Here is a 14,286-nt window from a genome sequence, read left to right as displayed (position 1 = left end):
TTACTCCGTGGTGAGTGACGGCGATTGCGCGGTGTCGGTCCGAACCGGCGCATGGTCGGCGAACGATTCGACGTCGAAGTTCTGGAAAACGGTGTCCCGATCGATGGGGTACACCTCGCGGCCGGCGAGCCGATCGATGATCACCGCGTTCCGATAACAGCCAAGCCCGAGATCCGGCGCGCCGACGCCGTGGGTGTGCACCTCGGCGTTCTGGACGAACACGCGGCCGCCGTCCTCGTCCGGACTCCCGAACGCTCCCTCGAGCCGATAGTCCTCGCTCACGCGGAACTGGCCACGGTCGTCGAACGCGATCCGATCGGCGATCGGTTCGAGAAACGTCGGCGTCGGCCGCTGATACCCCGTCCCGAAGATCACGGCGTCCGTCTCGAGCGCGAACGCCGTTTCCTGCTGGCGCTGCTCGCACTCGAGCCAGTAGCTGCCGTCGAGGCGCTCGATATCGGCGACTTCGGTCGTCGCGAGCATGCCGAAGTCGGGCTCGCGGTCGCCGATCGAGCGCTCGTAGAGGGTATCGTAGATCCGCTCGCTGGTCTCGGGGTCGATCCCCTTGTAGAGCAGGTCCTGGTCGGCCAGCAGATCGTCCTTGCGCGACTGCGGCAGGTCGTAGAAGTATCGCGTGTACTCGGGCGTGAAGTGCTGGAGGCCGAGCTTCGAGTACTCCATCGGGAAGAAGCCGTCCGACCGGGTGAGCCAGTCGAGTCGGTAGTCGTGGACGGACTGGCGCTCGAGCAGGTCCAGCACGACCTCGGCGGCGCTCTGCCCGGAGCCGACGACGGTGATCGCGTCGGCCGCGAGGGCGTCGTCGCGGCGCTCGAGGTAGTCGGCGGTGTGGAACAGCGGCTCGTCCCCACCGGCGTGGTCGCGGGCGAACTCGGGCAATGCGGGTCGAGAGCCGATCCCCATGACGAGGTCGTCGGCGCGGTAGCGGTAGCGCCGCCCCGTCTCGGGGTTGGTAGCCTCGACGACGAACGTCCCGGCGTCCCCCGGGTCATCGGAATCGTCGCCCGCGGCCTCGTACTCGACGCTCGTCACTTCCCGCCCGAACCGCGTCGTCGGCACGGTCTCGGCGACCCAGCGCAGGTACTCGTCGTACTCGCGGCGGGGAAGCTGGAACGTCTCGTAGAAGTAGAACTCGTAGATGCGGTCGCGCTCGCGGACGTAGTTGAGGAAGCTATAGGGATTCGTGGGATCGGCCATCGTCACCAGATCCGCGAGGAACGGCACCTCGAGCGTGACGCCCTCGATCAGCATCCCCTCGTGCCAAGCGAACTCGGGCTCGCGCTCGAGGAAGACGGCATCCAGCTCGAGGTCGTCAGCACCGTCGAGCAGCGCCGCGAGCCCGAGGTTGAACGGCCCGAGTCCGACGCCGAGCACGTCGTACGAGCCGCGGTCGACGACGGAATCGCCGTCGTCGACATCGAGGACGGCAGTGTCGTCGCCGCCATCGGTGACGCCGTCGGTGCCGTCACCGCTACCGGGGTCACCGCTATCGATACCGGTGCCGGCGTCGTCCTCAGTCATCGTCGTTCACCTCGGCCGGGAGCGCGGCCGTTTCGTCGGCAGTCGGCGGCCAGATCTCGCGTTCGAACCGCTCGCGCTCACAGACGACGAGCCTGGCCGTCTTGTCCTCCGCTTCGAACTCGAACTCCCGGCGGAGGTCGGCGCCACAGCGCCCGGCCGTCGCGAGGAGCGCGTCGTTGCGGGCGTCGGGTTCGGCGACGACCCGGTCGGTCTCGGGGTGGCGGAACTGGAACGCGAGCATCGCCCGAAGCAGCGCCGTCCCGTACCCCTGGCCGAGGTACTCCTCAGGTCCGATCAGGAGATGGACCCCCTGATCGGCCGGGTCGGCGTCGTAGTACGCCGCCAGGTCGTCCTCGGCGGCCCAGTAGCGCTCCCAGTAGCTCATCGGGACGTGATCCAGACAGCCGATATACAGCGTCTGGTGATCGTCCGCGAGTTTCTCCCGAAGCGTCTCGCGGAACTCGAGTAACGGCTGGTCGAGATCCCAGTAGGGTTTGACGTGATCCGAGCCGAGCCATGCGTGCAGGCGGCCGAGGTCGCGCTCGAGCGAGACCGGCCGGAAGCCGATGTGGCGGTCGATCGTCTCGTCGTAGTACTCGAAGTCGTAGTCCGAGACGACCGCGGCGTGCGGGCCGCGGGACGGCTCCCGAGCGGTCATCGGTTCACCTCCGACTCGACCGGGTCGACCGAACCGACCGAATCGACTCGATCGACCGACTCCGGCGCGTCGACGAGCGGATTCCGCACGTCGGCGTAGACCGACTGCTCGTCGAGCGAGGGGGCCTCGAGTTCGTCCAGTCCGCGGAACCGGGTCAGGAGGTTCGCCTTGCAGGGGACGGTCGCCGACTCGAGGAGCGGGTCCAGGATCGACGTGCCGGGGCGGTCGAACTCCCGCAGCGACTCGAGTTCCTCGCGGAGGACGGCGAGCAGCCGATTCTCGTCGACCAGCCCCGCGGTCCCGAAGGCGTTGATCACGCCGAAGGCGTTGTTGAGCACGACGTAGTAGCGGACCCGTTCGTCGGCGACCGCGTCGGGACAGACGCTGCCGGCCCGTTCGCCGACGCCAGGGAGAACGGCCTCGATTCGGTCGTACGCGTTCTCGGGGAAGTAGTAGCCCTGATTGTCCCGGTAGCGGAACTCGTCGGGGTAGCCCGCCTCGTCCAGCGCGAGCACGCTGTTTTGCTGGTGGGCCTCGAGGCCAATCCCCCGCTCGAGGTAGAGCCACAGGAGCGGCCGGATCGAGATCGCGAGGTAGCGCCGGAACCACTCCTCGCTGACGGCTGCGGAGTCGCGGCCCTCGCGCTCGGCGATGGACGCGACGATGCGGCCGAGACGGGAGGTCCCGTCGCCGATCGCGTCCTGACAGAGGGCCACGACGGGCGTCGTCCGCCGGGCGTCCTCGCCCCGAAACGGGTTCTCCCGGAGGACGACCTCGAAGCCGGATTCGTCGCCCTCGACGCCCAGCGCGTCCGGATCGATGGTCAGGTAGGCCGGATCCCGAATCACGTCGAACCCGGGGAATCGCTCGCGCAGGTCGTCGCCGAGTTCGGTCGCCAACAGGTCCGAAATCGCGACCCCGCGCTCGAGTTCGGGGCGCTTGTTCGTCCGCAGCGAGTTGGTGATCTCGACGGCGAGCGATCCCTTGACCATGAACGGCGACTCGGGCGCGTACAGCGTCCGCACGGACGTCGTTGGGTGGAACTCCCGGCCCAGCGGGCCAAGCGACTCGAGTTTTCCCGCCGAGACGAGATCCCGGACTTCGGGGCGCTCGAACAGCCGATCGGCCTGCCACGGGTGAACCGGCAGGAGAACGTCATCGTCGTTGAGATTTTCCTCGAGGAGCGACTCGGAAACGGCCGGATCGTCTCGCAATGCATCACGAACCCACGTCGCGGCGGATTCCGTGCGACCGCACTCGGACTCGACGATGTCGGGGTCTGCACGAACGTAGTGCAGTTGAAAGGAGCCCTCGAGTTCCGGGGCGAACCGCTCGGCGTTGCGCTCCATTCCCCGGCGGCTCTTCGGCGTCGGATGCTGGAGGTGACCGAAGACGAGTGACTGTTCGGCCTCACGGAACGTGAAGTCCGTTCCGTACAGGGTGTCTTCGTCGCCCAGACGGGCGTCGACGTACTGTTCGATGTTCCGACAGGATCGGATAACTCGCTCGACGAGATCGTCGCGGTTTGGGTCCGCGCCGCGTGCGAGTTCGAGTTCCTTCGTGACGAGCGTTGCGAGTGTAGTGTAATCCAGGTCGACCGGTTCGCCGTCGCTCCCGGCCCGGTAGTACGCGGGGAGGTCGAACAGGTGACGACCAGTCGGGGAGCGGTACGCTACGGGAACGAAGAGATCGATCCCCTGGTTCGGCAGCGGGCACTGCAGGACGAGTCCGCTTTCCGGCCGACGATCGATGGGCGCGTCTGCAGCGGTGACGAACTCGCCGGCACCGGTCTCGTGGCAGTAGCAGTTCAGGAAGCTGTGCACCGTCGCATCGCGTGCGACCCGCGTTGGATCGACGCGACGCTCGTCAGTCGCGATCGTTGGTATCGTGGGTTGTGGAGTCATGCGGAATCACCAAGCTCGTGTTCGAGGGCCTCGCCGCGGTCGATGACCGCCTCGAGGGCCTCCCGGAGGTCCGAACGCGTCGTTCGGGGGTTCAGAAGGGTGACCTTCAGCGCGGCAGTGCCGTCGACTTCCGTCCGAGCGAGGACGACCTCGCCGTCGGCCAGTAACTCGTCGCGGATCGAGCGATTGATGCGATCGACTGCAGTCGACGTGTCGGGATCGACCTGCTCGGACGATCGGTTCGATCGCCCGAGGCGATCCGGCCGGTATCGGAAGACGACCGCGCTCAGTTCGGGCTCGCAGCACAGTTCCAGCGCCGGTTCGGTCCGGATCTCGGCGGCGACCGCGTCGGCCAGCTCGCAGACGTACTCGACGCAGTCGGCCACGCCGGTCCGGCCCAGCGCGTTGAACGTCACGAACGGCTTCAGCGCGTCGAATCTGCGAGTCGTTCGCGTCGACTTCGAGACGAGGTTCGGAACCCCCGCCGCGTCGTCGCGTTCGGGGTTCAGATAGGCCGCATTGCGCTCGAGGAACCGATAGCGATTGCCGTCGCGCAACAGGAAGGCCCCGCAGCCGATCGGCTGGTAGAACAGTTTGTGGAAGTCGACCGCGATCGAGTCGGCGCGGTCGATCCCCGCGAGCTTCGGGCGGAGGCGGTCGCTGATCGCACACGCCCCGCCGTAGGCGGCGTCGACGTGGAACCACAGGTCGCGCTCGGCGGCGCGGTCCGCCAGCGCCTCGAGCGGGTCGATGCTCCCGAAGTCCGTCGTGCCGGCGGTGCCGACGATCGCGAACGGGTGGCGGCCCTCGGCCTCGAGGCGCTCGAGGGTCGAATCCAGCGCCCCGAGGTCGATCCGGCGATCGCCGTCGGTCGGGACGGAGACGACCGCGTCTTCACCGAGTCCGAGGTGATGAGCGGCCTGCTTGGCCGTGAAATGGGCAGCGTCCGAACAGAGCAGGCGGAGATCGGACGCCGCCGGCGGAAGCCCCGCAGTCTGGACGGTTCGGTCGAATCGCGTCTCGCAGTACCAGTCGCGAGCCAGCAGCAGGCCGAGGACGTTCGACTCCGTGCCGCCGCCCGTGAAGACGCCATCCGCGCCGGTCGGATAGTCGAACAGGTCACAGCAGGCGTCGACGACGCGCTCTTCGAGGACGGACGCTGCTGGGGCCTGATCGAACGAGTCCATCGACTGGTTCGTCCCAGACACCAGTAGCTCCGCGGCCAGCGCCGGGATCGCCGGCGGACAGTGGAGGTGGGCGACGCAGCCCGGGTCGTGGACGCGAACCGAATCGGCGAGCACCTCGTCGGCAACTGTCTCGAGGACCGCCTCGATCGACTCGCCCTCGTCGGGGAAGACGGCCAGCTCGTCTATTCGCTCGCGGAGCGCCTCGTGGTCAGTCCCCGCGTAGGGATCCTCCGCCGTCGCGAACGACTCGAGGAGCCGTTTGCGCGCCCGGTCGATCGCGTGCTCGTACGCAGCGTTTCCGTCCGGGTCGCCGAGGAAGGCGCTCGAGGCCGCCGGCGGCGGCGTCGGCCCGTCGGTTTCCGAACGGTACTGACCAGCCAGTTCGTTGCCCGTCATGCCGTCGCCTCCGCCCGATTTCGATCGTCCGCGACGGCCGACCGAACACTCTCGTGAACGATGTCGCCGACGTCGTCGATTCGCGACGCCGAAATCGTGAGTGGCGGGAGGAACCGGACGACGCTGCCGTGACGGCCGCCGGTCTCGACGACGAGGCCGCGATCGAACGCCGCCGACTGGACGGCCGATGCGAGGTCGCCGTCCGAGGGGTAGTGTCCGAGCGAATCGGGCTCGCCCTCGGGGTCGACGAGTTCCATCCCGAGCAGCAGGCCGCGTCCGCGGACGTCGCCGACCGCATCGAACGTCGCGGCCGTCTCCTCGAGCCGGCTCCGCAGCCGCTCGCCCATCGCCGCCGCGCGGTCCGCGAGGTCGTGTTCGAGGACGTGCTCGATGGTCGCCGAACCGGCGGCCATCGCCAGCTGGTTCCCGCGGAACGTGCCGGCGTGTGCGCCCGGTTCCCAGACGTCCAGCGACTCGTCGTAGACGACGACCGACAGGGGGAGTCCGCCGCCGACGGCCTTCGAAAGCGTCAGCACGTCCGGGACGATATCGGCGTGTTCGATCCCGTACAGTTCGCCGGTGCGGCCGAGTCCGGTCTGGATCTCGTCGACGATCAGCGGAATGTCCCGTTCGCGGGTAATCCGTCGCATCTCCTGCAGCCATTCATCGGGTGCCGCCACCGCCCCGCCCTCGCCCTGTACCGGCTCGAGGATCATCCCCGCGGGGTCGACGATCCCGTTGGCGGGATCGGAGAGGGTGCGTTCGATGTACTCGGCGCTCGTCCGCCAGCAGTCCTCGCCGCCGAGTCCGAACGGACAGCGGTAGGCGTGGGGGTAGGGCAGATGGTGAACGTCGGACGCGACCCCGGCGACCGATTCCCTCGGTGCCGTGTCGCCCATCAGTTCGAGAGCACCCTGGGTCATCCCGTGGTAGGCCCCCTGGAACGCCAGCATCGATCGATTGCCCGTCGCCGTCTTGGCGAGTTTCAGTGCGGCCTCGACGGCGTCCGTGCCGGCGGGGCTGCAAAACTGCACCTTCGCGGTCTCGGCGAACTCGTCGGGGAGGCTCTCGAGCAAGCGATCGACGAACCGTTCCTTGACCGGGGTCGTCAGATCCAGCGTGTGAATCGGTCGATCGCGCTCGAGCAGTTCTTCCATCCGCTCGACGACGGCGGGATGATTGTGCCCGAGCGCGAGCGTCCCCGCCCCCGCCAGACAGTCGATGTACTCGTTGCCGTCGACGTCCTCGAGGATCGCTCCCCGGGCGCGTTCGATCGCGAGCGGCAGCGAGCGGGGATAGGTTCGCGCATTTGACTCGCGGCGCGCCTGCTGTGCGAGGAGGCGCTCGGCCGACGACTCGCCGTCGATCACGACCGCACACCTCTCTCCGGCGACCGATCACCGATCGACACCAGTGGTAATTGTTCCTTTGGCATACGGGTTTTAGGCCAACCTAAACCTTGAAAAGCGTACCGGTTTTTAGGCTAACCTAAAGCTTATCCCTGTGGTTCCGAGAGGAGCGAATTCGGCGGACAGCGCGGCTACGCGGTGAACGGGATCCCAGAATTGGGAGACGCATCGATCGGTGGTCGATCGCGAGCCGACAGGCGATCGTCGTTCGGTCGTTTGGGGTTACAGCGCCAATACGCGGAGGATCGACGGCAGAAGGGGGGAGCAACCGAACTGTTCGTGTCGACACTGACGGGCCGCGAGAGCGGGTTTGTTTAAGTAATCGCCAGCATGAGGGACGGCCACGCAGCGTGCGGGACGGCTCCGAAGCGTGAATTTATCTCGGAAGCGGGACGATTCGCACTCGACCGAACGACCGTCTCAATCCGTGAAAACGAAAGCTGAAGTCGGTACCGGACGTTCGCGTTCTACTCGGGCTTCAGACCGCCGTCCTGAACGCGCATAACGGCCTCGCCGTCGGCGAGGTTCGGCGCGTCGACCAGTCGGACGATCCGCTTGTCGCCCTTGGATTTGCGGAGGTAGATCCGGAAGGTGGACTTGTGGCCGAGGATGTTGCCACCGATGGGCTGGGTCGGGTCGCCGAAGAACGAGTCGGGGTTCGACGCGACCTGATTCGTGACGATGACGGCGCAGTTGTAGAGGTTGCCGACCTTGTCGATGTCGTGAAGGTGCTTGTTGAGCTTCTGCTGGCGGTTCGCGAGCTCACCACGGCCGACGTACTCCGCGCGGAAGTGAGCGGTCAGCGAGTCGATGCAGAGCAGTCGGACGGGGTACTCCGAGTCCTCGTGTTCGCTGGCGAGTTCCTTCGCCTTCTCCGCGAGCAACATCTGGTGGTTGGAGTTGAACGCCTTCGCGACGTGGATCTTCTCGAGGACGTCCTCGATGAGTGCGTCCATCGCCGCCTCGTCGTCGGCCGTTCCCTCGATCTCGCGGTCCTCGAGCGTCGCGTTGATGGCGTCGTCCGGCAGTCCGCGGACCATGTCGTCGATCCGCTCGGGGCGGAACGTGTCCTCGCTGTCCACGAAAATCGCACAGCCGTGGAGGCCGCCGACCTCCTTCGGAAGCTGGACGTTGACGGCCATCTGGTGGGTGACCTGAGACTTGCCGGCACCGAACTCGCCGTAGACTTCGGTGATCGACTGCGTTTCGATTCCGCCGCCGAGCAGGTCGTCGACCTCGTCGTTGTGCCAGCTCAGCTTGCCGATCTCGTTCCGTCGCTCGAGCACCGTCGAGCCGGTTTCGAAGCCGCCGATGTCAGCGGCGTCGCGGGCCGCACTGACGATGTCCGCGGCGGTGGACTCGCCGACATCCGCCGAGTTCGAGAGCTCCGACGGCGCGGCGACAGCGAGACTCTGATAGGAGTCGAACCCTGAATCGTGAAGTTTGTCTGCGGTTGCCGGTCCAACGCCGGGAAGTTCCTCGAGATCTGCTTCGGGCATACTCCCTCGTTGTGCCGGACCCACCATAAACCCTCGTTTACAGGGAAGTGAAAGTGAAAGTGCGGGAGGGCTGCGGGGTAGTTCGACTCGGAAGCAACGAATTTAGAAGGAAAGGCGCGCCCAACGGAGCCGACAGCGAACCGGAACCACAACTCAGAACACGGTCTCGTCGGTGTCCCACTCGAGGCAGTAGAGTTGCCCGTCGTCACAGCCGACGTAGAGTCGTCCAGGAGCGACCGCGGGCGTGCCGGTGACGGCGTCGTCAAGCGCGACGTGCCAACGGGGTTCGGGGTCGTCGACATCGATTCCGTACAGAGAGCCGCTGGCGTCGCCGACGCAGAGGACGTCCCCAACGACGACGGGGCACGAACGGACAGGGCCGTCGAGTTCGACTCCCTTCCGCGAGAACAGCCAGCCGCGAAGTTTTCGCCGACCGACGGTCGTGTCGGTGACGTGGAGACAGTCGTCCGCGGCCCCGACGAACGTCGTCTCGGCGGCCGCGAGCACGGTCGGGGACGTCGTGAATCCGTCTCGGATCTCGTACGTGAACCACGACTGGCCGGTCGCGGCGTCTAGCGCGAGCATCGTCCCGGCGTCGTCGGCGACGTAGACCCGACTCTCAGCAATCGTCGGGCCGGCAGCGATCGCTCCACCGATCGGCGTCGTCCAGACCTCTTCGCCCGTTTCGGCCGCGAGCGCGAGCACCGATCCGTCCGCGGTGCCGACGAAAACCCGTTCGTCCGTCCACCGCTGGTCCGGCTCTCGGAGTCGTTTGTCCTCGAGCAGGGCCGGGTCGTCCGGCTCCGAGAGCGGATTCCGCGGCGACCGACGCTGATCCGCGTCCCGCCCGTCGGCGATCGCTGGGCAGCCGACCGCGGCCGACTCCGTCTCGTGGGTCCACAGCTCCGTCCCAGTCTCGGCCTCGAGTGCGGACAGCCCGGTCGAGTGACCGGCGTAGAGTCGGCCATCGGAGAGCGCAAGCGCTGTCTCGAGCGCGGCTGGAAGCTCGACTCGCCACTTCACCTCGCCGGTTGCAGGATCGAGCGCGTGGACGACCCCATCGGCCGTTCCCACGTAGAGTCGATCGCGGGTAACGACCGGCGTCGCGTCGGTCGAAGCAGTCGTCTCGAACACCCACCGACGGCGACCCGTCGCCCGCTCGAGCGCGTAGCAGTTCCCGCGAGTCGTCCCGACGTAGACGGTGTCGCGGTCGCAGACCGGCGATCCCGGCGAGCCGGCGAGATCGGTCGTCCACGCTTCCGTGGGTCGGGACGGCCCCTCGAGGTCGCGCCGGAGCCCCGAGTTCTGCGAATCGCCCTTGTACTGGTTCCAGTCGGTCACTGCATGCGGATACCGAACGGACCGATATAATAGATGTGACGAGAGTTCGCGCTGGGAAAGATGAAGGGTGAGTCAGGGAACGAGGGATGAGGCAGGGAACGAGGTGAGAGTCAGGGAGCATCCGTCACCGCGTCGATCAGTTCGACGCCGACGAACTCGAATCGGGCACCGCCGTCCGGGCTCTCGCCGACCGAGACCTCCCAGCCGTGAGCCTCGGCGATGCTTCGGACGATGTTGAGTCCGAACCCGGTACCGTCTTGGTTCGTCGTATGTCCGGCCTCGAACACCGCTCGCCGGCGTTCGGTCGGTATTCCGGGACCGTCATCGTCGACGGCGAATCCCGCATTCGTCCGGCGGACGGTGACGGTTACGTCCGAACCGGCGTGTTCGACGCCGTCGTCGACCTTCGGCCGACCGTTCGTGGAACCGTGCTCCACGCTATTTCGGAGCAGGTTCTCCAGGAGTTGGCGCAGGCGGCCCCGGTCACACGACACCGTGCCGAGTTCGCCGTCGATTCGAAGCGTTGCCGCGGACGAGCCGGCCGTCGACCACGCCGCTTCGACGACTTCCCGAAGCGAGACTTGGTCGAACTCGTCGACCGTCTCGCCCTGTCGTGCGAGGGTCAGGAGGTCCGTGACGAGGTCGTCCATGCGATCCAGTGCGTCCGCCGATCGGGAGAAATACACATCGTCACCCTGTTCGCGCGCGAGGTCGAGATTCCCCATCGCCACGTTCAGCGGGTTCCGGAGGTCGTGGGAGACGACGCCGGCGAACGCGTCCAACTGTTCGTTCTGCCGCGCCAGTTCGCGCTCCTGGTCCGCGAGCCGTTCGCGGGCCTCGATCGACGCGATGGCGTGACCGATCGTTTCGCCGAGTTCCACGAGCACCTCCTGCTCGCGGTCGCCGAACACGCTCTGGCGGTCCGCGTAGATACTGAAGAAGCCGTACACCGTATCGTCGTGTGTAATCGGGATGACCGCCAGCGACCGAACGCCGTGCATCTCGAGCAGGTCCCACCACGGCTCCATCGTCGGGTCGTCGAACACGTTCGGAACGCACTGTATCTCCCGGCTCTTGATGGCGCGTCCGCCGGCACCGTTCCCGGTCGGGCTGTCGTCGACGGTGATGACGATTGACTCGAAGTAGTCGTCGGTGAACCCGGACCACGCCGCGGCACGAACAGTGGGATCCGCCTCGTCGTAGCGGCCGATCCAGACGGCCTCGTAGGCCTCGGATTCGGTCAACTTCTCGCAGACGGCTCGTTCGAGAGCGGATCGCTCCGTCTTGTTCACCAACTCCTGAGTCGCGATGCGAAGCGTGTCGTTGATGCGGTTCGATTGCTCGACGGATTGCTGGTGTTCCAGTCCCCGGACATCGTAGAGACCGACCAGTAGCCCGACGAGCGCACCGAACGTCGCAACGGTGAGCATCGGTCCGAGCGGATTCAGTAGCGAGAGTTCCCCGCCGGCAATACTGACGACTATCCACGCGCCCAGCAGCGAGAGGGCCACGACGCCGATTCCGGTCCACGCCAGTATTCGGCCCGCGGACCGGCTCGAGACGAGACGATCCAGCGCGATCATCGCGCCGACAGCAGTCATGACGAGCGAGAGGACGATTGAGAGAACGAGCGTCGACCCCTCGGGAAAGACGCCGTTCGGACGAAACGCGGTGAGATGAGATAGGTGGAAGAGCGAGAGGAGAAGGCCCGCGCTAGCGACCACCCCGCCGACGAACCGGTTCGAGACGCTCTTCATTAGCCTAGTCCGAGGGGATCGACACCCATAGTTCTCCTTGCCGACGGCCGCGGTGCTTGAGCGTCGTTTCCGGGTCCTGATCGAGTTCGGGCCACGGAGTCCGTTGGGCGCTGAGAGCGAAATACTAGCCGGTAGACGAACACTGCTCAAGCCGACGGCTTGCCGGTGAGAAAGGGAGCGACAGGAAGAGGAAGCAACTGGTGTATGGCGCAGTTGTGATGATGTGGCTTCCTGTCGCGTACTTCTATCTATATGGGGAACTGCAATACCGGTGACTCCTACACAGTTTGGGAGTCCGCGACACGAGGGGACAGAACTGGGTCCCACAATGTGTCAGCCATCATCACCGCCGTTCTGATCCGCGTGTTCACTCCCAAGGGTGAGTCCCGCGCTCGCTGGGCCAAAGCGGGTACCAGTAGTCCTTCTCGCGCTCGATCTCGAGTTCGCCGTCCAGAGCCGACTCGAGGGTGAACTCCGCGCTCGAGTCGCGTTCCCGACCGGACCGGGGAACGAACGGGTAGAACCGGCCGCGACGGAAGGAGTAGATCCAGTAAGCGGTCCCGTCGCGGTCCCGATAGGCGAACACGGCGGCCAGCAAGCGCGAGCCGTAGCCGTGCTCGATGAAGGTGTCCGCGGCGAAGTGCATGCTCGTGATCAGGTCCTCCGGGTCGTCGTCTGTGAGGACGACCCAGTGGTAGCCGTGGTCGTCCGCCGTGACCGAGAACTCGGTGCCCGTTTCCTCCTGTCCGGCCTCGAGGATCGCTTCGACCTCGTCGACGGCGTCCCGGAAGTCGCTCGAGTCGACGCCGGAGAAACAGAGCGCGCCGACGTCCAGCGACTCGTAACCCAGATCGGCCTGCATCGTGAGGTACGCGGTGCTCATCCCGAAGAGGTCGTCGGGGTCGGCGTCGCGTCCGGCGTCGGCCTCGGCGCGCGAGCCGAGGATCGCGCGGAGTCCGTCCAGCAGTCCCATGCTCGTCTAAAGCGCATAATTCCTTAGAAGGATTGCGTTTAGCCGCGACGACGGGACTCGGTCCGCGGCGTCAGTCGATCCCCCACCGTGTCTCGTACGGATACCGCTCGGCGCGGTACAGGCCGACGTGGAGGACGACCGCGGTGAGAATCAGGCCGAGATTCACCGAAGTCGAATCGTACGCGACGATATTCACGATCACGTCGCCGCGGTACAGCGGCCAGAGCGGTGCGATCGCCGTGTCCGGTGCCGCGGAGAGCAGATCGACGAGGACGTGACTGATGCCGCCGGCCCAGAACGCGCCCGTCGTGAATACGAACGTCGTCGACGGCGTGATCGAGTCACTGTGAATCAGACGGTTCGCGTTCAGAAACGGCGTCAGCACGCGCGCGCCGACGACCAGCATAAACGGAATCGTGTGGGTGATTCCGTGATGCTGGAGCAACGGATGCGAGAAGTACTCCCGGAGGTAGATGTCGACGTCGGGGAGCACGGACGTTACCTGCGTCAACACGGTGAACGTGACAGCCGGGCGACGACCCCAGAGGAACCACGCGGGCACCGCAAATAGCAGCGCCGTCGCGACGTGACCGATCGGTTCGACCATGCTCGTTGCGTTCGCCCGACGTCTCTTAAGTAATGGCCCGGATGCAGCGCAGTTTACAGCGCCTGCATCTCTCGCTCTAAGCTCCGAAGTTGTTCGACGCGCTTCTCCGTCGGCGGATGCGTCGAGAAGAGCCGACCGACGATGCCGGACTTGATCGGGATGATGAAGAAGGCGTTCATCTCGGCCTCCTCGCGCATGTCGTCTTTCGGGACCTTGTCCATCTCGCCGGAGATCTTCAGCAGCGCCGAGGCGAGCGCCGACGGGTTGCCGGTGATGGCGGCCGCGCCCCGGTCGGCGGAGTACTCGCGGTACCGCGAGAGCGCGCGGATCAGCAGGTAGCTGATGATCCAGACGACCAGCGAGACGAGGATCGCGGCGACGATACCGCCGCCTCCACCCTGCCGACCGCGGCCGTGGCCGCCGCCGAAGAACGCGCCCCAGCGGACGACCATGAACGCGATCGTCGAGAGGAAGGAGGCGATAGTCATCACCATCATGTCGCGGTTTTTGACGTGGGCGAGTTCGTGCGCGAGGACGCCGTCGAGTTCGTCCTGCTCGAGCGTGTTCATGATCCCGGTCGTCACGCAGACCGCGGCGTTGCGCTGGTTGCGCCCGGTCGCGAAGGCGTTCGGGACCTTCGAGTCGACGACCGCCACCTTCGGTTTGGGGAGGTCCGCCTGCTGGGAGAGTCGTTCGATCGAGGCGTGCAGCTGCGGGTACTCGTCGGCCGAGACCGTCTTCGCACCCATACTCCGGAGGGTGAGCGTGTCGCTGAAGTAGTACTGGACCAGCGACATCCCTCCGAACAGGACGACGAAAACGACGAAACTGCCCATGTAGGCAGCGATCGCTCCGGCGAAGACGATGTACAGCACGAACAGCAGAAACATCGTCACGAACATTCGAAACCGCAATCCCCAGTCCGCCTGCCATTTCATATCCGAAACGAAGGGCTCCGGCAAAATAAGTGCCCTGTCGAAACGGGCGACACTCTCTCACATCCAACTATCGCTCGA

The 14,286-nt window shown here is 66.1% G+C and carries 11 protein-coding genes; all 11 read right to left on the bottom strand.

Going from position 1 to position 14,286, the window contains the following annotated elements; genetic code table 11:
• Positions 1-1,539 carry a lysine N(6)-hydroxylase/L-ornithine N(5)-oxygenase family protein gene (locus tag HYG81_RS29945; protein ID WP_180839755.1) on the bottom strand — a complete coding sequence of 513 codons (1,539 nt, stop codon included), beginning with the start codon at positions 1,537-1,539 and terminating at the stop codon, positions 1-3.
• The gene (locus tag HYG81_RS29940) at positions 1,532-2,197 is read right to left on the bottom strand and encodes a GNAT family N-acetyltransferase (RefSeq protein WP_180839754.1); all 666 of its coding nucleotides are present in this window, start codon (positions 2,195-2,197) and stop codon (positions 1,532-1,534) included. The genes HYG81_RS29945 and HYG81_RS29940 overlap by 8 nt, the downstream gene beginning before the upstream one ends.
• Positions 2,194-4,101 (bottom strand): IucA/IucC family protein, encoded by a 1,908-nt coding sequence (locus HYG81_RS29935; RefSeq protein WP_180839753.1) that lies wholly within the window; start codon positions 4,099-4,101, stop codon positions 2,194-2,196. Before HYG81_RS29935 ends, HYG81_RS29940 begins: the two co-directional genes overlap by 4 nt.
• The gene (locus HYG81_RS29930) at positions 4,098-5,684 is read right to left on the bottom strand and encodes a pyridoxal phosphate-dependent decarboxylase family protein (protein ID WP_180839752.1); all 1,587 of its coding nucleotides are present in this window, start codon (positions 5,682-5,684) and stop codon (positions 4,098-4,100) included. Before HYG81_RS29930 ends, HYG81_RS29935 begins: the two co-directional genes overlap by 4 nt.
• Complete coding sequence (locus HYG81_RS29925; RefSeq protein ID WP_180839751.1) at positions 5,681-7,054, bottom strand: diaminobutyrate--2-oxoglutarate transaminase; 1,374 nt, start codon at positions 7,052-7,054, stop codon at positions 5,681-5,683. The genes HYG81_RS29930 and HYG81_RS29925 overlap by 4 nt, the downstream gene beginning before the upstream one ends.
• A gap of 506 nt (positions 7,055-7,560) precedes the next feature.
• Positions 7,561-8,592: a DNA repair and recombination protein RadA gene (gene radA, locus HYG81_RS29920; RefSeq protein WP_180839750.1), complete on the bottom strand. Its 1,032-nt coding sequence runs from the start codon at positions 8,590-8,592 to the stop codon at positions 7,561-7,563.
• Between the two features lie 153 nt (positions 8,593-8,745).
• A complete protein-coding gene (locus HYG81_RS29915; RefSeq protein WP_180839749.1) occupies positions 8,746-9,933 on the bottom strand; it encodes an outer membrane protein assembly factor BamB family protein in 1,188 nt (395 codons plus the stop codon).
• Between the two features lie 110 nt (positions 9,934-10,043).
• Complete coding sequence (locus tag HYG81_RS29910) at positions 10,044-11,690, bottom strand: receiver/sensor box histidine kinase (RefSeq protein ID WP_180839748.1); 1,647 nt, start codon at positions 11,688-11,690, stop codon at positions 10,044-10,046.
• A gap of 367 nt (positions 11,691-12,057) precedes the next feature.
• Positions 12,058-12,663 (bottom strand): PspA-associated protein PspAB, encoded by a 606-nt coding sequence (gene pspAB / locus HYG81_RS29905; protein ID WP_180839747.1) that lies wholly within the window; start codon positions 12,661-12,663, stop codon positions 12,058-12,060.
• Between the two features lie 70 nt (positions 12,664-12,733).
• Positions 12,734-13,270, bottom strand: coding sequence for a metal-dependent hydrolase (locus HYG81_RS29900; RefSeq protein WP_180839746.1), 537 nt, complete (start codon positions 13,268-13,270; stop codon positions 12,734-12,736).
• Positions 13,271-13,323: 53 nt separating this feature from the next.
• Entirely contained in the window at positions 13,324-14,208 is an 885-nt protein-coding gene (gene htpX, locus HYG81_RS29895) for a zinc metalloprotease HtpX (RefSeq protein ID WP_180839745.1), read from the bottom strand.
• Positions 14,209-14,286 lie beyond the last annotated feature (78 nt).

It is taken from the genome of Natrinema zhouii, assembly GCF_013456555.2.
Taxonomy (GTDB): Archaea; Halobacteriota; Halobacteria; order Halobacteriales; family Natrialbaceae; genus Natrinema; species Natrinema zhouii.
Note: the sequence above shows the minus strand (reverse complement) of the source record. Positions and strands in the feature narration are given on the sequence as shown.

Coding starts and splice junctions, on each gene's coding strand:
- HYG81_RS29945 (WP_180839755.1), bottom strand. CDS start 1,539: ATGACTGAGGACGACGCCGGCACCGGTATCGATAGCGGTGACCCCGGT.
- HYG81_RS29940 (WP_180839754.1), bottom strand. CDS start 2,197: ATGACCGCTCGGGAGCCGTCCCGCGGCCCGCACGCCGCGGTCGTCTCG.
- HYG81_RS29935 (WP_180839753.1), bottom strand. CDS start 4,101: ATGACTCCACAACCCACGATACCAACGATCGCGACTGACGAGCGTCGC.
- HYG81_RS29930 (WP_180839752.1), bottom strand. CDS start 5,684: ATGACGGGCAACGAACTGGCTGGTCAGTACCGTTCGGAAACCGACGGG.
- radA (WP_180839750.1), bottom strand. CDS start 8,592: ATGCCCGAAGCAGATCTCGAGGAACTTCCCGGCGTTGGACCGGCAACC.
- HYG81_RS29910 (WP_180839748.1), bottom strand. CDS start 11,690: ATGAAGAGCGTCTCGAACCGGTTCGTCGGCGGGGTGGTCGCTAGCGCG.
- pspAB (WP_180839747.1), bottom strand. CDS start 12,663: ATGGGACTGCTGGACGGACTCCGCGCGATCCTCGGCTCGCGCGCCGAG.
- HYG81_RS29900 (WP_180839746.1), bottom strand. CDS start 13,270: ATGGTCGAACCGATCGGTCACGTCGCGACGGCGCTGCTATTTGCGGTG.
- htpX (WP_180839745.1), bottom strand. CDS start 14,208: ATGAAATGGCAGGCGGACTGGGGATTGCGGTTTCGAATGTTCGTGACG.